Source organism: Agreia sp. VKM Ac-1783 (assembly GCF_900177765.1).
Taxonomy (GTDB): Bacteria; Actinomycetota; Actinomycetes; order Actinomycetales; family Microbacteriaceae; genus Agreia.
In genome coordinates this window covers 236,250-253,687 of sequence record NZ_FXWI01000003.1, presented here as the reverse complement: position 1 = coordinate 253,687, position 17,438 = coordinate 236,250, and the positions used below count along the sequence as shown (strand labels likewise).

The 17,438-nt window shown below is 67.4% G+C and carries 17 protein-coding genes; 7 read left to right on the top strand and 10 right to left on the bottom strand.

Annotation, left to right across the window (positions count from 1 at the left end):
* Positions 1–55: 55 nt before the first annotated feature.
* Positions 56–1,171 carry an alanine dehydrogenase gene (ald, locus tag CCK87_RS10900; RefSeq protein WP_086461468.1) on the bottom strand — a complete coding sequence of 372 codons (1,116 nt, stop codon included), beginning with the start codon at positions 1,169–1,171 and terminating at the stop codon, positions 56–58.
* A gap of 149 nt (positions 1,172–1,320) precedes the next feature.
* Between ald and CCK87_RS10895 the strand changes: the two genes are divergently transcribed.
* A complete protein-coding gene (locus tag CCK87_RS10895; protein WP_086461467.1) occupies positions 1,321–1,833 on the top strand; it encodes an Lrp/AsnC family transcriptional regulator in 513 nt (170 codons plus the stop codon).
* 242 nt (positions 1,834–2,075) lie between these two features.
* Here the strand turns inward: CCK87_RS10895 and CCK87_RS10890 are convergent, their stop codons facing one another.
* Positions 2,076–2,927 (bottom strand): alpha/beta hydrolase, encoded by an 852-nt coding sequence (locus tag CCK87_RS10890; RefSeq protein WP_086461466.1) that lies wholly within the window; start codon positions 2,925–2,927, stop codon positions 2,076–2,078.
* Between the two features lie 77 nt (positions 2,928–3,004).
* On the opposite strand from CCK87_RS10890, the gene CCK87_RS10885 reads away from it, so the two are divergent.
* Positions 3,005–3,352, top strand: coding sequence for a VOC family protein (locus CCK87_RS10885; protein WP_086461465.1), 348 nt, complete (start codon positions 3,005–3,007; stop codon positions 3,350–3,352).
* Positions 3,353–3,419: 67 nt separating this feature from the next.
* Here CCK87_RS10885 and aztD read toward each other — a convergent pair whose 3' ends face one another.
* Genes aztD through aztB form a run of 4 tightly spaced genes read right to left on the bottom strand, consistent with a single transcriptional unit; the run spans position 3,420 to position 7,787 of the window.
* Positions 3,420–4,646 carry a zinc metallochaperone AztD gene (gene aztD, locus CCK87_RS10880; protein ID WP_086461464.1) on the bottom strand — a complete coding sequence of 409 codons (1,227 nt, stop codon included), beginning with the start codon at positions 4,644–4,646 and terminating at the stop codon, positions 3,420–3,422.
* Positions 4,647–4,681: 35 nt separating this feature from the next.
* On the bottom strand, positions 4,682–5,617 hold the full coding sequence (aztC, locus tag CCK87_RS10875) for a zinc ABC transporter substrate-binding protein AztC (protein WP_086461463.1): 936 nt from the start codon (positions 5,615–5,617) through the stop codon (positions 4,682–4,684).
* On the bottom strand, positions 5,614–6,888 hold the full coding sequence (locus tag CCK87_RS10870) for a hypothetical protein (RefSeq protein ID WP_086461462.1): 1,275 nt from the start codon (positions 6,886–6,888) through the stop codon (positions 5,614–5,616). The genes aztC and CCK87_RS10870 overlap by 4 nt, the downstream gene beginning before the upstream one ends.
* 11 nt (positions 6,889–6,899) lie before the next feature.
* Positions 6,900–7,787, bottom strand: a complete 888-nt coding sequence (aztB, locus tag CCK87_RS10865) for a zinc ABC transporter permease AztB (RefSeq protein WP_086461461.1) — start codon at positions 7,785–7,787, stop codon at positions 6,900–6,902.
* Positions 7,788–7,837: 50 nt separating this feature from the next.
* Here aztB and aztA point away from each other — a divergent pair, with 50 nt between their 5' ends.
* Positions 7,838–8,494, top strand: coding sequence for a zinc ABC transporter ATP-binding protein AztA (gene aztA / locus CCK87_RS10860; protein WP_086461460.1), 657 nt, complete (start codon positions 7,838–7,840; stop codon positions 8,492–8,494).
* Here aztA and CCK87_RS10855 read toward each other — a convergent pair.
* The gene (locus CCK87_RS10855; RefSeq protein WP_086461459.1) at positions 8,481–8,684 is read right to left on the bottom strand and encodes a DUF2945 domain-containing protein; all 204 of its coding nucleotides are present in this window, start codon (positions 8,682–8,684) and stop codon (positions 8,481–8,483) included. The two genes, aztA and CCK87_RS10855, sit on opposite strands and share 14 nt — an antisense overlap.
* A 9-nt stretch (positions 8,685–8,693) precedes the next feature.
* Positions 8,694–9,032, bottom strand: a complete 339-nt coding sequence (locus tag CCK87_RS10850; RefSeq protein WP_086461458.1) for a DUF3140 domain-containing protein — start codon at positions 9,030–9,032, stop codon at positions 8,694–8,696.
* Positions 9,033–9,163: 131 nt separating this feature from the next.
* Here CCK87_RS10850 and CCK87_RS10845 point away from each other — a divergent pair, with 131 nt between their 5' ends.
* From CCK87_RS10845 to CCK87_RS10835, 3 genes are all read left to right on the top strand, one after another.
* Positions 9,164–11,308 (top strand): heavy metal translocating P-type ATPase, encoded by a 2,145-nt coding sequence (locus CCK87_RS10845; RefSeq protein ID WP_086461457.1) that lies wholly within the window; start codon positions 9,164–9,166, stop codon positions 11,306–11,308.
* Positions 11,309–11,380: 72 nt separating this feature from the next.
* Positions 11,381–12,052, top strand: coding sequence for an LON peptidase substrate-binding domain-containing protein (locus CCK87_RS10840; protein WP_249273851.1), 672 nt, complete (start codon positions 11,381–11,383; stop codon positions 12,050–12,052).
* Complete coding sequence (locus CCK87_RS10835; protein ID WP_086461456.1) at positions 12,049–12,921, top strand: hypothetical protein; 873 nt, start codon at positions 12,049–12,051, stop codon at positions 12,919–12,921. Before CCK87_RS10840 ends, CCK87_RS10835 begins: the two co-directional genes overlap by 4 nt.
* Here the strand turns inward: CCK87_RS10835 and CCK87_RS10830 are convergent.
* Together CCK87_RS10830 and CCK87_RS10825 are read right to left on the bottom strand one after the other, a co-directional pair.
* Complete coding sequence (locus CCK87_RS10830; RefSeq protein ID WP_086461455.1) at positions 12,910–14,196, bottom strand: nucleotide disphospho-sugar-binding domain-containing protein; 1,287 nt, start codon at positions 14,194–14,196, stop codon at positions 12,910–12,912. The genes CCK87_RS10835 and CCK87_RS10830 overlap by 12 nt on opposite strands.
* A gap of 78 nt (positions 14,197–14,274) precedes the next feature.
* A complete protein-coding gene (locus CCK87_RS10825) occupies positions 14,275–15,936 on the bottom strand; it encodes an AarF/ABC1/UbiB kinase family protein (RefSeq protein ID WP_249273850.1) in 1,662 nt (553 codons plus the stop codon).
* 197 nt (positions 15,937–16,133) lie between these two features.
* Here CCK87_RS10825 and CCK87_RS10820 point away from each other — a divergent pair, with 197 nt between their 5' ends.
* The gene (locus tag CCK87_RS10820; protein WP_086461454.1) at positions 16,134–17,429 is read left to right on the top strand and encodes a solute carrier family 23 protein; all 1,296 of its coding nucleotides are present in this window, start codon (positions 16,134–16,136) and stop codon (positions 17,427–17,429) included.
* Positions 17,430–17,438 lie beyond the last annotated feature (9 nt).

Sequence of the window (17,438 nt, the reverse complement as noted above, 5' to 3'; positions counted from 1 at the left end):
ATAGCGGCCCGCCGACATCGATCGCCGCGAGCATGTCTGCCTCAGCCCGCGCGCCTCAGACGAGCAGTTCCCGAACGTCGTGACCCACGACATCCAGAGCGGCGGCGACGCCGGCGTTGTAGACGCGCCCCTCGTGCGTGTTGAGGCCCTTCGCCAGCGCCGGGTCGTCGGCCAGCGCGCGGGTCCATCCCTTGTCGGCGAGGGCCACGACGTAGGGCAGGGTCGCGTTGGTGAGCGCCCAGGTGGATGTCTCGGGTACGGCCCCGGGCATGTTCGCCACGCAGTAATAGACGGTGTCGTGCACCGCGAAGACGGGGTCGTCGTGCGTTGTGGGGTGCGACCCCTCGAAGCATCCGCCCTGGTCGATGGCGATGTCGACCAGCACGCTGCCCGGCTTCATCGTCGCCACCATCGCGTCGGTCACGAGCTTCGGAGCCTGTGCTCCGGGAATGAGCACAGAGCCGATCACGAGGTCGGCCTCCTTCACCTGCGCGGCGATCTCGTAGGCCGATGAACTGCGCGTCTGCACGGCTCCCCCGAAGCGGATCTCGAGCTCGCGCAACCGCGGAATCGAGAGGTCGATGATCGTGACGTCCGCTCCCATGCCGACTGCGTTGGCCGCAGCGTGCTCGCCCGCGACGCCGCCGCCGATCACGACGACCTTCGCCTTCGGGGTTCCGGGAACGCCGCCGAGCAGCATCCCGCGCCCGCCCGCCGCGCTCATGAGGTGATAGGCGCCGACCTGGGTCGACAGCCGACCGGCGACCTCGCTCATCGGCTGCAACAGGGGCAGCGAGCGATCGGCGAGTTGCACCGTCTCGTAGGCGATGCCGGTTGTTCCGGCGGCGAGCAGCGCGTCGGCGCAGGCTCTGGATGCGGCCAGGTGGAGGTAGGTGAACAGAGTCTGGCCGGCCCGCATGCGCCCGAACTCCTCGGCGATCGGCTCCTTGACCTTGAGCACCAGCTCGGCGCCCGCCCAGACCTCGTCGGCGGTGTCCGCGATCGTGGCACCGGCCTCGACGTACTGCTCGTCGCTGATGCGCGAGCCGAGTCCGGCACCGCGCTGCACGACGACCGAGTGGCCGCGCCGCACGAGCTCGAACACCCCGGCCGGGGTCGCCGCCACCCTGTTCTCGTTGTTCTTGACCTCTGTGGGCACTCCGATGTGCATGACAGCTCCATTCGTCGGCGGCACGCGCCGCCGCAGGAGCGCAGCGAGTACCGAAAGTTCTGGCCCAATACTTTCCAAAGTTCACCAGTAACGACGCAGAACCGCAGAATCGTCGGCAGAAGAGCGGAAAGTCGTGAAATAGTTCACTCATGGCCGTTCCAGCGAAGACCCCGTCGAATGATCGTCGCGCCGCACAGGCACCCGCCGAACTCGACGAGATCGATCGTGAGATCCTGCGCATCCTGAGGGCGAACGCGCGCGTGCCGAACAATCGCCTCGCCGAGCTCGTGGGCATTGCGGCCTCGACCTGCGTCGCCCGGGTGAAGTCGCTCGTCGCGCGCGGGGTGATCACCGGATTCACCGCAAACGTCGAACCCTCCGCGGTGGGCCTGAGCCTGCAAGCGCTCATCAGTGTCACGATCAGGGCGGGCGCCCGCAACCTCATGATGGAACTCGGCGAGGAGATCAGGCAGTTCCCCGAAGTGGTGCAGTTGTACTTTCTCGGAGGGGCGGAGGACTTCATCATCCACGTCGCCGTGCGCGACAGCGCCGCCGTGCGCGACTTCGTGCTCGACAATCTGTCGGCGCATCCGGCCGTCGCATCGACCCGAACAAGCCTGGTCTTCGACCATCACTTCAGCGGCTTGACGATCGCGCCGTGAACACACGACCCGATGAGGCGAAGAAGTCAACCGGCCAGACCTGCGACGCCGGGCGGAGTAGCGTCGCCTGCATGAGCAACGACGCCGACCTCCGCGAGCAGATCTGATGGACTACACCTGGCTCGAAGCCATCTACCTCGGCCTGCTGGGCCTGGCCGGAATCGCGATCGCCGCAATCTCGGTGATCGTGCTGCTGCGCCTGTTCCGCGGTCAGCGTTGAGACCGATCGCCGGACGTGAGCGCTACACCTGCTGCTTCGGCTCGTCAGGATACTCGGCGAACGTCGCCAGTTCCTCGTGCCCGGTGAGGAAGCCGCCGAGCAGCGCCGCCATCACCTCGGGGCGCACGCTGTGGTTCGCCGCGTCGATCTCGACCGCGCTCGCGTTCGGCAGCGCCCTGGCCAGGGCCTCGGCCGCCGGAGGGAAGATCGGCTGCGTCTCTTCGCCCACCATCGCCAGCACAGGCTGAGTGACGGATGCCCACTGCTCGGCCCACGCCGAATGGTCCGCTTTGTCGAGAATGGCGACGTCATAGGCGAGGGTGTGCGCGATGGCGAGCATCCCTGGCCACGCCGCAGACGACTTGGCACCCTCAAGCCACTGCGGTGGCATGTTCCGCATGAAGTATTCGACGACCGCGCCGCGATCACCCGACTCCACGAGCTCGTTCATCGTGCGCAGCTCGACCCCATCGTCGCCCTCGCCCTCGAGAGTCAGCGGCACCTCGAAGAGCGCGAGGCCCGTGATGCGTTCGCCGACTCCGGGCGTCGCTGCGGCCCAGAGCGCCAGTGCACCGCCCGATGAATTGCCGTAGAGAGCCGCTGGCCCCTGGAGTACATCGAGCAGGGCCGCGATGTCGTCGACCTCGCGCTCCACCGAGTAGGGAAGGGTGTCTCCGCTCTCGCCACGACCGCGCCTGTCGTAGTTGATGACCGAGAAGCCCTGATCCGCCAGCTGGGTCGCGATGTGCGCCGAGGTGGGGTCGAAGGCCCGATAGTTCATGGCGCTGCCGACCAGGATGATGGCGAGCGCGCCGGTGCCGAGCCGGTCATATGCGATGCGTGTGCCGTCTGCCGATGTCACGAAGTCAGTCATGACCGAAGCCTAGCCACACGACCCGGGCCACGTCAGGGGGCTACCCCGGCCGCATCGCGTAGTCGTATCGTCGGGGCATGACACTCGCATGGGAACAGGTCGTGATCGACTGCGAAGACTTCGTCGCGCAGGGCCACTGGTGGGCGGATGCCCTGGGCTGGCAGATCATCGACGAGAACGACGAAGACATCGAGATTCGCAACCCGAGCGGCGCCGGACCGACGCTGCTGTTCCTGAACGTGCCCGAGACGAAGTCGATGAAGAACCGCCTCCACCTCGACTTCGTGCCCGACGACCAGGCAGCCGAGGTGGACCGCCTCGTCGCGATGGGCGCAACCCGTGCCGACGTAGGCCAGGGCGAAGAGACGTGGGTCGTGCTCGCCGACCCCGAGGGCAACGAGTTCTGCGTCCTCTCCGCGAGATGACGCTCCGAGCGACGTGACGAGCTCGTGTTGCCGGTTCGGTTGACCCGAACCGGCAACACGTGCAGCACTAGCCCGTGACCACCGCGATCTCGTTGGGGGTGCCGGGCAGCGAAGCGTTCGCGACCACCTCGCCTGTCTTGACGTCGACGGCGAAGATCTTCTTCATCGCCGGCTCGGTGACGTAGGCGGTGTCACCCTGAACGACGAGTGCCGGATGCGCGTCCTGCCACTCGGTCGGACCCTCCCAGGCGCCGATCACCGGGTAGCTTGCGCCGAACTCACCGGTCTCGGGGTCGAGCACGTGCAGCGCGCCGTCGGAGCCCAGAATGATCGCCTCGTCGCTCGGCCCGCGAGCAACGTCGCGCCAGGTGTAGCCGGCCCCATCGGGCAGCGTGACGATCTTCATCGTCTTGGCGACAGTGTCGACCAGGGTCAACTGCTCGAGCAGAACGCCCTCGCGGTCGGGATCGGAGTTGTAGTCGCCGACGGCGATCGAGGAGGTCTCGGTGACGTACTGGTTACCGGTGCGGCCGTAGGCATCCGGCGCCTGGATCTTGGTGAACTCTCCACCCTCGTAGACCAGCACGCCATCGGAGCATCCGAAGACCGCGGTCTCGTTCTTGACCGTGCCCTCGCCGTGCACCGAGGGGCACTCCTCGTTGCGGGCGATCTCGGTGCGCGACTCGTCGAGCACCCGCACTCCGCTGCGCCCCTCAGACGTGCCGATCGTGGTCAGCAGAGTTCCGTCTTCCAACTCGATCGACACACCGTGGTGGGCGGCGGGCGCCGGAACGACCTCGGTCTCGGGCAGCCCGTCATCGCCCGCGTTCAGCAGCGCCGCCGTGTCGAAGATCGTGGTGTCGCCCGTGCCGTCGGAGAAGAGGATCGTCTTGTCTCCGTGCCGCACGACGTGGCCGGGCGTCGGGGCGTCGAACGTCAGATCGGTGAGCTCGGGCTCAGCAGTCTGCGAGGCGCCATCGGCCGTCCACGTTCCCGTGTCGAGAACCCGGAACCCGTCTGTCGTCGACACGAGAACGTGGCGTCCGTCTCCGGCCGAGTTGAGGCGGTTGAACCCGTCGAGAGGCAGGTCGGCCTCGAGGTCGAGGCTCGTGCCGTCGAGCACGAGGATTCCGCCGTCGTAGGTGAGCGAGACGCGAGGGCTGGGCGCAGATCCGGATGCGGCTGCGCCGGCCGTCTGGGCGGGCGCGGTGTCGGTCGCGCAGGCGGTGAGGAGCAGGGCCGATGCGGCGACCGCGATCAGGGCGATGCGCCCGGGATGGAGCTGATTCTTCATTGTTTCCTTTTCTTGGGTGGGGGGGTAGGTGTCCCTTACGGAGACAGCCCGGTTGCGATGAGCTCGGTGTTCGAGCGCATCATCTGCAGGTAGGTGTCGGCGCCCTCGCCGGGTTCGCCGAGCGACTCGGTGAAAAGCGCGACCACGTCGACGTCGATGGATGCCTCGTCGGCCAGGACCTGAACGAGACGGTCAGGCTGCGACGAGTCGGCGAAGATCGTCGAGACTTTTGCCTTCTCGATGGCGGAGACCAGGTCGTCCAGGTCGGATGCGCTCGGGGCCGCCAGCGTCGTGCCGCCGGGAATCACGGCACCGATCACGGTGAAGTCGTACCGCTCGGCCAGGTAGCCGAACACGTGGTGGTTCGTCACGAGTTGTCGGCGTTCACCGGGAATGGCCGCGAAGGCGGCGGTCATCTCGGCGTCGAGGTCGTCGAGCCGCGCCATGTACTCGGCCGCGTTCGACGCTATGGCCGACGCGTCGACGCCGTCTGTCTTCTCGAGCTCCTCCGCGATTCCGGCGACCACCTCGACCATGCGCTCGGGGTCTGTCCAGAAGTGCGGGTCGGGCGCTCCTGCCGCATCGCCCGACGAGTACTCGAGCGGTTCGATGAGCTCGCCGGCCGTGATCGAGCGGACCCCGGCATCCGTGGCCGCATCCAGATTCTTCTGCAGCCCCTCTTCGAGCCCCAGACCGTTCGAGACGATGAGGTCCGCATCCTGGATGCGCGCGGCCTCTTTCGCCGAGATCTCGAAGGAGTGCGGGTCTGCGTTGCGCCGCATCAGCACGAGAACCTCGGCCTCGTCTCCGACGATCTCATCGACGACGTCTCCCAAAATGTTCGTCGAGACGACGACGAGAGGGCGGTCCCCCGCCCCGTCACCGGATGCCTGCGCGCACCCCGTGATGGCGAGGAGCGTCGCCGAGAGCGCGAGACCGACGGCAAGCTGCGCCGCACGCATCGCGCTCATCGTCCGGTCTCCGCGAGGAAGGCCGGCTCTGAGCCGACGGTGAGCGTGCGGGCGACGCGGAGCCCGTCGCCGTAGTCGAGCTCGTAGACCACGCCGTCGGCCGGCGCGTTGAGATAGACCCGGTCGGCGTCGAGCTGCAGAGTGACCCCCGTGGCCAGCGCAGGATCGGCCAGGCTCGAGGCGGCGAACGGCTCGGTGGCCGCGAGCGTCGCACCGGTCACGGGGTCGAGCAGAAGCACTCGTCCATCGCGAGCCAGCGCCACGATGTGGTCGTCGTTGTCGGATGCCGCCACGACCTCGGCGAGCGGAGCCTCGCTCGGCAGGAACGCCCACTCCCGAGCGCGGGTGTCGAGCAGCCAGGCTCCGCGATCTCCCGAGACGGCCGCTACGTCGGGGCGTCCGCGTCGGTTGTCGAAGTCGATCGCCCGGTCGCTCGGGGCGACGGCCCGTGGATAGGGGATCTTCTCGAAGTCGACGCCGGACTCGATGCCGCCGTCGCCAGAACTCGTCGCGAGCAGCGCACCGTCGGCGCATCCGAAGACCACACCCACGTTGGTCGTGATCGACCCGTCGAGCTGCGCGCACTCGGCCTCGACACCCTCGACCGTTTCGCCCTGTCTGTCGATCGCACGAACGCCGGATGCGATGCCGTCGCTGCCCGCGACCGTCGCCAGCGCGCCGTCGGCGAAGGGAACGACCATGCCCCTGTGCGGAGTCGACTCGACGTGCGCAGTCTCGACGACCTCGCCGCGGCCCAGCGCCTCCGAGTCGAGCAGCAGAGCCACCCCGCTGTCACCGAACCAGACGCCGGTCAGCGATGGGCCTCCGTTGACGACGGCCTCGCCCTTCTCCGTGACCGTGCCGACGAGGCGGGGCTTCGCGGAGTAGTAGTGCACGTGGTCCTGGTGGTCGACCGTCCACGCGCCCGAGTCGAGCACGGTGAGGGTTCCCGTCTCGGCCAACGAGGCGAAGACGAATCGGCCGTCTGTCGAGACCGAGGAGGGAGCGTCGACCGATCCGAGCGAGACGCTCGTCTCGTCGAGCAGGTCGACGAGGGTGGCCGTGCCCGTGCGGTCGATTCCGGTGAGGTGCAGCTGTGCTTCGGGCATCTCGTCGGCTCCCTCGACGTAGCCGTGCGGGCGTTCCGTCGACTCGTCGCCGACCTCGCCGGCCGGTACTTCTTCGGTCGCCGCGCAGCCCGGCAGAGCGAGCGCGGTGACGAGGGCGGCGGTGAGGAGGAGGGCAGGGCGATAGCTGGATGGTGCGGACACGCGGGCCTTTCTTAGGCGGTGATCGGTGATTCAGTCGGGTGCGACGAGCGCGACGAGTGCGACGAGTGGGTCGACGCCGCGCCGAGCCGCGCTGCGAGCGCGCGGATGCCGGCGGAGACCGCGGCGAGAACGATGGAGGTGAGGGCGATGGAGGCTCCGGCCGCCGTGGATGCGTGCCACGAGACGAGCAGGCCGACGAGCACCGCGAGCGACCCGAAGGCCGCCGCGAGCATCATGATCGCGGGGATTCGGCGCATCCATTGGCCTGCGGCAACCGCGGGGGCGAGCAGCAGACCGACGACCAGCAGCGTGCCGACCGCGCTGTACGACGCGACGACGGCGAGGGTCACGAGACCGGTGAGCACGGTCTGGGCGAGGCGCGGACGTAGTCCGAGTGTGCGGGCGATGCGGGGGTCGAAGGCCAGTGCGACGAAGGGGCGATGGAAGAGGGCCGCGACAGCGACGGTCACGAGGAGGGCAGCGCCGAGCAGCAGCACGTCGCTCCACCCGATGGCGAGCACGTCGCCGAAGAGGATGGCCGTGAGATCGACGGCGAACGAGCGGGAGCGCGACACGACGATCACGCCGAGCGCCAGCATGCCCACGAAGAGCAGACCGATCGTCGTGTCGTTCGAGAGGCGACCCCGACGAGAGACGACGCCGACGCCGGCGCTCATCACGAGCGCGCTCACCGCCGCTCCGAACACCACGGGAAGTCCGAGCAGAGTAGCGATTGCGACGCCCGGCAGCATGCCGTGGGCCATAGCCTCGCCGAGAAAAGCCATGCCGCGAATGACGACCCAGGTTCCGACGATCGCGCTCATCGTGGCGACGAGAACGCCGCCGACGAGCGCACGCAGCATGAACTCCGACGACAGGGGATCGAGGAGGAAGGACACAGCAATCGACCCTACATGAGAACGATTGTCATTACCGATAGGCTGGAATCATGACGGCCATCCTCGACATCTCTTCCCTCGCAGCGCGCGAAATCCATGTTTCGTACGACGGCGCATCGGCACTGTCGGGAGTGTCGGCGGCATTCAGCTCGGGCACCGTCACCGCCATCAGCGGAGGAAACGGGTCGGGAAAATCGACCCTGCTGGGGGTGCTGGCCGGCACGATCTCCCCGCAGTCCGGGCAGGTGCGACGGGCGAATCCCCACGAACTTCCCGCCCTGGTCGTTCAGCGCAGCGCGGCCGGAGACGCCCTCCCTCTCACCGTCGGAGACGTGGTGAGCATGGGGCGCTGGGCCGACCGCGGAATGTGGCGCCGGCTCTCAGCCGACGACCGCGCGACGGTGCGATCCTGCCTGCAGGCCATGGGCATCCTGCACCTGGCGGATCGACCGCTCGGCTCGCTCTCGGGCGGGCAGAGACAGCGCGCGTTCGTCGCTCAGGGTCTGGCCAGGCGCGCGAACGTGCTGCTGCTCGACGAGGCGACAGCCGGGGTGGATGCCGAGGCACTCGAGCTCATCGTCACCGCATTGCGGGCCGAAGCCGATCGCGGGGCGACGGTGGTGCACGCCTCGCACGAGACGGCGGTGCTGTCCGAGGCCGATGCGGTGGTGCGCCTCGAGCAGGGACGAGTTGTCACGCCTTCGTGAGCGCCGACTCCTTGTGCGCCGCCTGCTTGCCCGACTTCTCGCTCTCGACCACGTAGGCCGGCTCGTCACTCGACGCCGTGAACTTCTGCCCATCGAAGGTGAAGTCCTTCGTCTTCTTCTCGACGACCGTGCCGCGGGTCTCGCCCTGCGGGGTGTTCCAGCGAACCGTGTCGCCCTTCGAGAACGTCATCGCACTTTCCTACTTCTTCAGGGGGTCGTGACCCCAGTTCATCAGTGAGTACCTCCACGGCGTGTCACTGAGGTCGCCACTCGGTCGCTGCGCGGAGTGCCTCTTGATGTACCCCAGCACGGTGCGCATGTGCTCGTAGTCGGCGTCGGTCAGTTCGGACTTCTTCTTCTCGAGGATCGAGAGGATGTGTCGACCGCTGCGATGCCCGATCGCCTCACCTCCGGCCTTCTGCCCTACGCTTCGCGACTCGTCTGTCGAGAGCCACTTCTCGAGCGATTTCGGGGTGAGGTTCACCGAGTGCGTGAAGTCGGTCCAGACGTCGGCATTGTCGTCATCTTTGGGGCTCATCCCATCAGTATCCGCCCTCCGGCCATATTCGTCGCAGGGGACTGAAAAACGGCGACATCTATGCGACCATGCCTTCTTTGCCGACAGAACCTGCGGTTGATAGGTACCCCCTGGGGGTATATGGTCGAAGCATGAGCAACCCGCACGCCCAGCACACGCACGACCACTCCGAGCACGCGCATCACGAGGCCATGAAGCGCTCGAACCCCGGCGATTCGGGTCACGAGGAACACGATCACTCGGGCCATGACGGGCATGAGGCACACGCGGGCCACGCCGGCCACTCGGGCCACGACCATTCCGCGCACGGAGGCCACGGCGGTCACGCCGCGCACTTCCGCCGCCTGTTCTGGATCATGCTCGTGCTCGCCCTGCCGGTCGTCGCGTTCTCGCCGATGTTCGCATCGCTTCTCGGCTACGAGTTGCCCGACTCCCTGTTCTTCACCGCGATCTCCCCCGTGCTCGGAACGGTCATGTTCGTCTGGGGTGGCGCCCCCTTCCTCACCGGCGGCGTCGCCGAGATCAAAGCGCGCCAGCCGGGAATGATGCTGCTCATCGCGCTCGCCATCAGCGTGGCCTTCGTCTCGAGCTGGAGCTCCACGCTCGGCCTGCTCGACCACCAACTCGACTTCTGGTGGGAGCTCGCGCTGCTGATCGTCATCATGCTGCTCGGGCACTGGATCGAGATGCGCTCCCTGGCACAGGCGTCGAGCGCTCTCGACAGCCTGGCCGCCCTTCTGCCCGACGAGGCAGAGCGACTGGATGCCGACGGTTCCGTCGAGACCGTCAGCCCCGCCGAGCTGCGGCGCGGCGACCTCGTGATCGTGCGCCCCGGGGCACGCCTGCCCGCCGATGGCGTGGTCGTCGAGGGCACCGCCGACGTCGACGAGTCGATGATCACCGGCGAGTCCGTTCCCGTCTCCCGCGGCATCGACGACGCCGTCGTGGCCGGAACGGTCGCGACCGACTCGGCCCTGCGCATCCGGGTCACGGCGACGGGTGACGACACCGCGCTCGCCGGCATTCAGAACCTCGTGACCGATGCCCAGAACTCCTCGAGCCGCGCCCAGCGCATCGCCGACCGCGCGGCGGCCTGGCTGTTCTGGTTCGCCCTCGGGGCCGCCGTGATCACCGCAGTCGTCTGGTCGCTCGTGGGCAGTCCGAACGATGCGATCATCCGCACCATCACCGTGCTGGTGATCGCCTGCCCGCACGCGCTCGGGCTGGCCATCCCCCTCGTCGTGTCGATCGCGACGGAGCGCGCAGCGAAGGCCGGCGTGCTGATCAAAGACCGCCTCGCCCTCGAGAGCATGCGCACCGTCGACACCGTGCTCTTCGACAAGACCGGAACGCTGACCATGGGTTCTCCCGTCGTGACCCATGTGCACTCGAGCGACTCGCTCGACGACGACCGCCTGCTGGCGCTCGCCGCTTCCGCGGAAGCCGACTCCGAGCATCCGGTCGCCCGGGCCATCGTTGCCGCGGCGCGCGAGCGCGGTCTGATCGTTCCCCGCGCCGCGCACTTCCAGGCGTCCACGGCCGTGGGCGTCGAGGCCACCGTCGACGGCCGGGTCATCAGCGTGGGCGGGCCGCGGCTGCTCGAGCGCGCCGCAGCCACGGCGTTGGATGCGACGCGCGGCTGGTCGGCAGACGGCGCGATCGTGCTGCACGTGCTCGCCGACGGCGTTCCGATCGGTGCGCTCGCACTGGCCGACGCCGTGCGCCCCGAGTCGAGGCAGGCCGTGGAGGAACTCGCGGCACGCGGCATCCAGGTCGTGATGATCACGGGCGACGCCGAGGCGGTCGCTCACTCGGTGGCCGCAGAGCTCGGAATCGAGCGGGTCTACGCGGGCGTGCGCCCCGAAGACAAGTCGCAGACCGTGCGCGAGCTGCAGGAGGAGGGGCGCAAGGTCGCCATGGTCGGCGACGGCGTGAACGACGCTCCCGCCCTTGCCCAGGCCGATGTGGGAATCGCGATCGGCGCGGGAACCGACGTGGCCGTCGCCGCGGCCGGCGTCATCCTGGCCGGTGACGACCCGCGCTCGGTGATGTCGGTGATCGAGCTGTCGAAGGCCGGCTACCGCAAGATGACACAGAACCTGTGGTGGGCGGCCGGCTACAACCTGCTGTCAGTGCCGCTCGCAGCCGGAGTGCTCGCGCCGATAGGTTTCGTTCTGCCGATGGAGGTGGGGGCCCTGCTCATGTCGCTCTCGACGATCGTGGTTGCGCTCAACGCGCAGCTGCTGCGCCGCATCGACCTGCGCCCCGGGCACTGACGAGCTGAACCGCACCCACCGGCCCGCCGCAATCCCATTGGCATCCCAGGCGGGCCGTGCTTGTCTTGAGTCATGCCCGAGATCCCCATGTTCCCTCTCGGCACGGTGCTCTTTCCGTATATGCCGGTGTCGCTGCGTCTCTTCGAGGAGCGCTACCTCGTGATGCTCGCCCACATGCTCGAGGCCGAGCAGCCGCAGTTCGGCGTCGTTCTGATCGAGCGCGGCCAAGAGGTGGGCGGCGGCGAGCATCGCTTTCAGCTCGGAACCCTCGCGCTGATCAGCGAGATGGCGGGCGGCGAGGGATTCGTGGCGGTGAACGCCGAGGGAGGCTCGCGGTTCGAGGTGACCGGCTGGCTCGACGACGATCCGTATCCGCGGGCCGAGATCCGCTTTCTCGAGCCGCTCGAATGGGACGAATCGCTGCGGTCTCTGAGCGACGAGACGGAGCAGGCCGTGCGCCGGGCCCTCGCGGTGGCGAGCGAGTTCACCGAGCAGCGATGGGCATCCGTCGTCGAACTCTCGAGCGACCCGCTCGAGGCCTGCTGGCAGCTGGCCGGAATCGCGCCCGTCGGCGAGCTCGACCAGCTCTCGTTTCTCGGCGCGGTCTCGATGCGAGAACTGCTGACGACCGTTCTCGAACGGGCGACGGATGCGGCCGAGTCGTTCGCCTCGGCCTGGTCGGCCGGCCCCGGTCCGAACGGTGCAGACGACTCACCGGGCGACGACTTCGAGGAGAAACTGTGAGCGCATCGAGAGCGTTCGGCACTGACGCGCCTGCGCCCTCGAGCACGCTCTGGTTCAACGGTGCGGTCGCCTTCGTGCTCGCGGGCATCGTCGCGATCTCCGTGCACGAGCTCGCCAGATTCGTGACCGCGGTCGCGCTGCAGTCGTCGGCGACTCTCTACCCGAGCTACCTCGAATTCGACATCACCGAGACGCGCACGCTGATTCTCACCTCTACCGTCGCCGCGATCACCAGCCTCGTGACCGGCCTCGCGCTCATCTTCGCCGCGCGCATCTGGGGAGTCGGCATCATCCGGCTGTTCGTCACCTGGCTCGGCTTCATCAGCGTGCAGCTCGTCTTCAGCTCGCTGATCCTGGCTCCGCTGACCGGCGCCGGCGATGCGGCCACTCTGCTCTACTGGTTCGGCGCCCCGAGCTCGCTCTACTGGGCCGGGTTCGCGGTCGGCGTTGCCGGAACCGTCCTGCTCGCGCGCCTGTTCGCTACCCGGGTGACGGCCTATGCCGACGGGTCGGTCAGCTCGATGCGTTCGCTCGGCATAGGATCCTGGGCGGCCGGCACGGCCGTGCTGGTGTTCGTCTACGCACTCACGTTCACGTTCACCACACGCAGCCACGCCATCGAGATGGTGAGCGACACGCTCATCGGCGTTGCCGCATCCGGAATCTTTGCGCCCCTGTTCTACCCGTTCAAGGGGAAGGTTCGCATCGTCAACGAGTTCCTCCGCTTTCGCAAGCCGACGGTCGGCTTGCTCTGCCTGGTCGCGGTGGGGCTCGTGCTCGTCTTCGTGCTGAACAACGGAGTGGAGTTCAGACCGAGCGCACCCGCGGGTTCCGCGTCGGCGGTGGATGCGGCGAACTCAGCGGCCTGACCGCATCATGATGGCCTCGGCCAGCTCGTCTTCGATGATGTGCAGCGTGTCGAGTTGGGCGAGTTCGTCGGCGAACCGTCGCGCCCGCGCCCGGTAGCGCTCGTCGCCCAACACGCGTCGCACGGCCGAAGCCACAGCATCCGCGGTCGGGGCGCCGGTGCGCAGGTCGATGCCGGCGCCGGACCATTGCACTCGTGCCGCGACCTCGGGCTTGTCTTCGGTTCCACCCGCGACCACGAGGGGCACTCCGGCGGCAAGGGCGGCCAGAACCTCGCTGTAGTCGCCGTTGGTGACGACGACGTCGACGAGCGGCAGAAGCCTGTCGTAGGGCAGTGCATCGGCTACTCGCGCGTTCGAGGGAACATCGCCCAGGCTCTCGACGGAGCGGCCACCCGTCGAGACCACGACGAGCACGTCGTCACTCGCGAGGGCGGCGAGCGTGGGAGTGATGAGTCGGTCGAAGTTCCTGTTGTCGGTCGTTCCCTGGCTGACATAGACGACGGCGCGAGAACCGTCGAGCTCGCTCCACCACGGCGGCAGAGCGGCGGCATTCTCGGTGGGCAGTGCGCCGATGAAACGCACGTTCGGCGAGAGGTCGCTTCTCGGGTACTCCAGAGTCACCGGGCCGAGCTGCAGAAGGCGATCGAAGGCGCCCGAGATGTCCATGACGAACATCGACGTCTTTCGTGCGCCGACCTCGATCAGCGCCTCCTGCGCCGCGCGCTGAGTGCGGCGAAAGAGCACGGAACGCGCCAGGATGTTGAGCGCACGGTTGCGCACTCGACCCAGCGGGGTGGATGACGGCGCCATGGCGAACCCGGACGGAGCGGCGTCGCGACTCAACTGAGTGAACGTGATCACGCCGATCGCCAGGATCGGTGGCCTCGGTGCTTTCGAGAGGAGCACCGGCGAGATTCCGCCGAACGCCCCGTCGACGAGCACGGCGTCGATCCACTCACGCTGCATCACGTCGCGCACCGAGCGGAATTGCGCGGGGATCGTCTTGACGAAGATGTTCTGGATGTCGTACTGAGTTCGGGCGAGGCCTCGGTAGCGATGCCGATAAGGAAGGTAGCTGGGTATGTCACGGTCGTCGATGTCGGCACGACCCTCGAAAGCGACGAACTCCATACCGGCGCGCTTGATTGTGTCTGCGAAGCGGGAGCCGGTGATCATGATCACACGGTTGCCCCTAGACACCAGATACGCACCGATCTGAATCATGGGCGTCACGTGGTGGCGCACCGGAGTGCTGCAGATCAGATAGCTCGCCATGCGCTCTCCCCCGACGTCGCAAACAATGGCTCTGTGCACACCCTAGTGAACAGAGCGCCCCCTACACCGTGTCACAACTCAGTTCTGACGGCGTCTGCGCCTCGACGTCAGAGCGATGTAGGCGCTCAGGGCGCCGCTCGCACCCAGACCGATGCCCATCAGAGGGCCGCTCCAGTGACCGAACCGCTTGCTGTCACCGACGGCCAGTTCACCGATACCCCGGATGAACGCGGCCGCGATCACCCCGGCCACCACGCGGTTGCCCACTTTCTCGACGCGCGCTACCAGCGGGTCGAGCTCGGTGGCACGCAGATGAACCTCTATGCCGTTGCGGTCGATCACATCGAAGACCTTGCGGATCTTGTCGGGCAGCTCGATGCCGAGCTCCGCCGCCTCGAGACCCGCCGCAGCCAGACGCTTCGCGATCGCCGCGGGCGAGAACTTCGACAGCGCGAGTTTGGTCGCATACGGTCGGAGCGCATCCCCCAGGCTGAAGGCCGGATCGAGCAGCACGCCCATGCCCTCGACCATCAGCAGCATGCGCAGCAGCATCACGATCGACGGCTGCAGTTGCAGCCGGTTGTTCCGCAGAACGGCCAGAAGCTTGTTGATGAGCGCGCCCATGTCGACCTCGCCGAGACCCTTGCCGCGGTAGATGTCGATGAATCCCACGAGGTCTGCCCGCAACGACTCCTGATCGATCGACGTCTTCGAGCTCGACAGTGCCGTGAGCGCCGAGGCCATGCGGTCGGGGTCGTGCCTGCTGAGCGCCATAAACAGGTCGGCGAGCTGACCGCGTAGCGTCTCGTCGATCTGGCCGACCATGCCGAAGTCGATCAGCCCGATCCGCGCGTTCGCCTCGACGAAGAGATTGCCCGGGTGCGGGTCGGCGTGGAACACACCGTCGACGAAGACCATCTGCGCGATGGCATCCACGGCGTTGGTGATGACGGCCGCGCGGTCGATGCCGGCCTCGTCGAGTGCCGCGAGATCGTCGACCTTGATGCCGGTGATGCGTTCGAGCGTCAGTACGCGGGTGGTGCTCGTGTCCCAGAAGACGCGAGGAATCTGAATGGTGTCGTCGCCAGCGAAGTTGGCTGCGAACGTCTCGGCGTTGCGACCCTCGTGCGTGTAGTCGAGCTCTTCGCGCAGCGTTCGAGCGAACTCGTCGGTGATTCCGGTGATGTTGTAGTCGGCGGCGAGCTTCCACTGTCGAGACGCACGCACGGCGAGCGTGTGCAGGATCTCGAGGTCAATGGCGATATTGGTGGCGATGTCGGGGCGCTGCACCTTGACGACGACCTCGGTTCCGTCGTGCAGCGTCGCCAGGTGCGCTTGGCCTATCGACGCGCTGGCGAGAGGCTTGAGCTGAAAGCTGGCGAACACCTTGTCGGGCTGGTCGCCGAGCTCCTCGACGATGAGGCGCTTGATCACGGCGGCGGGCACGACCGGTGCCCTGTCCTGCAGCTTCGCGAGCTCGGTGAGGTAGGCGGGAGGGAGAATGTCGGAGCGTGTCGAGAGCACCTGACCGAGTTTCACGAACGTCGGGCCGAGTTCCTCGAGTGCCCGTCGCAGGTTCTCGGGGTTGCTCGCTCGTGCCTGCTCCTGCGCGGCAGGCTCGAAGCGGTCGAGCCCGGTGGCCCCGATGATGAAGCTGAGGCCGTGCCGACTCAGCACACTGGCGATCTCCCTATAGCGTTCGAGCCGCGTTCCGACGGCTGCGGCGATCGGATTAGCCACGAGTAACCCCCTGTGCCTCGGTCATGCGCCCATCCTCCCATGGCCGTCGTGACCAATTCAGGAGGAGAGGGCGCCGACTCCACTATCCACGCGATGACACGCTCCTCCTGAAACAGTCGCGCACCACTACTCTCGGAAAGGCTCACTACAGAGCGCGGAACAACCGGCGTGCAGCCGGGCAAGGGGAACGAACGCAGATGACACAGCTCTGGACACTCCACGGCGACGGCAAGAACGTGAAAGCGGATGCCGTGGTCAAGCCCGGCGAGCGGCTCACCTGGCCCCGCATGATCGGTCTCGGCGGCCAGCACGTCGTCGCCATGTTCGGTGCGACCTTCCTCGTGCCGGTACTCACCGGATTCCCGCCCGCGACGACTCTGCTCTTCTCCGGTATCGGCACCCTTCTGTTCCTGCTCATCACCAAGAATCGGCTCCCCAGCTACCTCGGCTCCTCGTTCGCCTTCATCGCGCCGATCACCGCTGCCGTCGCCAGCACGGGTATGGGTGGCGCCCTCTTCGGCATTCTCGCGGTCGGCGCCCTCCTCGCCCTCGTCGGCGTGGTCGTTCTGATCACCGGCATCGGCTGGATCAATGCCCTCATGCCGCCCGTCGTATCCGGCGCCATCGTCGCGCTGATCGGCTTCAATCTGGCCCCCGCGGCGAAGAACAACTTCCAGATCGCGCCGCTCACTGCTCTCATCACCCTGGCCGCGGTCATCTTCTCGACCGTGCTGTTCAAGGGCATGCTCGCCCGGCTTTCGATCTTCATCGGTGTCGTCGTGGGCTACATCGCCGCGGTCATCGCGGGCGAGGTCGACTTCTCGAAGGTCGCCGACGCCGCCTGGGTCGGACTCCCCCAGTTCTCGCTGCCCGGCAACCCCTTCGCCGACTCGGCCCTCTGGGGTGTGCTCCCCGCCTTCCTTCCGGTCGTGCTCGTGCTCGTCGCCGAGAACGTGGGTCACATCCGCGGCGTCGCGCAGATGACCGAGTCTCCCGAGGTCAACAAGCTCACCGGCCGCGCCCTGCTGGCCGACGGCCTCGCCACGGTGCTCGCCGGCTTCGGCGGCGGATCGGGAACCACCACCTACGGCGAGAACATCGGTGTGATGGCCGCGACCCGCATCTACTCCACCGCGGCGTACTGGATCGCCGGAGCCGTCGCCATCCTGCTGGGACTCTCACCCAAGGTCGGCGCCATCATCAACACGATCCCCGCCGGTGTGCTCGGTGGCGTGACCACCGCGCTCTACGGCCTCATCGGTATCATCGGCGTGAAGATCTGGCTCGACAACAAGGTGGACTTCTCGAAGCCCGTCAACCAGTTCACGGCGGCCACCGCACTGATCATCGGCATCGCAGACTTCACGATGAATCTCGGATCCGTCTCCTTCAACGGCATCGCCCTCGGCACGGTCGCCGCCATCGTGATCTACCACGCGATGACCGCGGTCGCCCGACTGCGTGGAACGGATGGCAGTCGACGCGACGCCTGACCGCTCAGG

Coding starts and splice junctions, on each gene's coding strand:
- ald (WP_086461468.1), bottom strand. CDS start 1,171: ATGCACATCGGAGTGCCCACAGAGGTCAAGAACAACGAGAACAGGGTG.
- CCK87_RS10895 (WP_086461467.1), top strand. CDS start 1,321: ATGGCCGTTCCAGCGAAGACCCCGTCGAATGATCGTCGCGCCGCACAG.
- CCK87_RS10890 (WP_086461466.1), bottom strand. CDS start 2,927: ATGACTGACTTCGTGACATCGGCAGACGGCACACGCATCGCATATGAC.
- CCK87_RS10885 (WP_086461465.1), top strand. CDS start 3,005: ATGACACTCGCATGGGAACAGGTCGTGATCGACTGCGAAGACTTCGTC.
- aztD (WP_086461464.1), bottom strand. CDS start 4,646: ATGAAGAATCAGCTCCATCCCGGGCGCATCGCCCTGATCGCGGTCGCC.
- aztC (WP_086461463.1), bottom strand. CDS start 5,617: ATGAGCGCGATGCGTGCGGCGCAGCTTGCCGTCGGTCTCGCGCTCTCG.
- aztA (WP_086461460.1), top strand. CDS start 7,838: ATGACGGCCATCCTCGACATCTCTTCCCTCGCAGCGCGCGAAATCCAT.
- CCK87_RS10855 (WP_086461459.1), bottom strand. CDS start 8,684: ATGACGTTCTCGAAGGGCGACACGGTTCGCTGGAACACCCCGCAGGGC.
- CCK87_RS10850 (WP_086461458.1), bottom strand. CDS start 9,032: ATGAGCCCCAAAGATGACGACAATGCCGACGTCTGGACCGACTTCACG.
- CCK87_RS10845 (WP_086461457.1), top strand. CDS start 9,164: ATGAGCAACCCGCACGCCCAGCACACGCACGACCACTCCGAGCACGCG.
- CCK87_RS10840 (WP_249273851.1), top strand. CDS start 11,381: ATGCCCGAGATCCCCATGTTCCCTCTCGGCACGGTGCTCTTTCCGTAT.
- CCK87_RS10830 (WP_086461455.1), bottom strand. CDS start 14,196: ATGGCGAGCTATCTGATCTGCAGCACTCCGGTGCGCCACCACGTGACG.
- CCK87_RS10820 (WP_086461454.1), top strand. CDS start 16,134: ATGACACAGCTCTGGACACTCCACGGCGACGGCAAGAACGTGAAAGCG.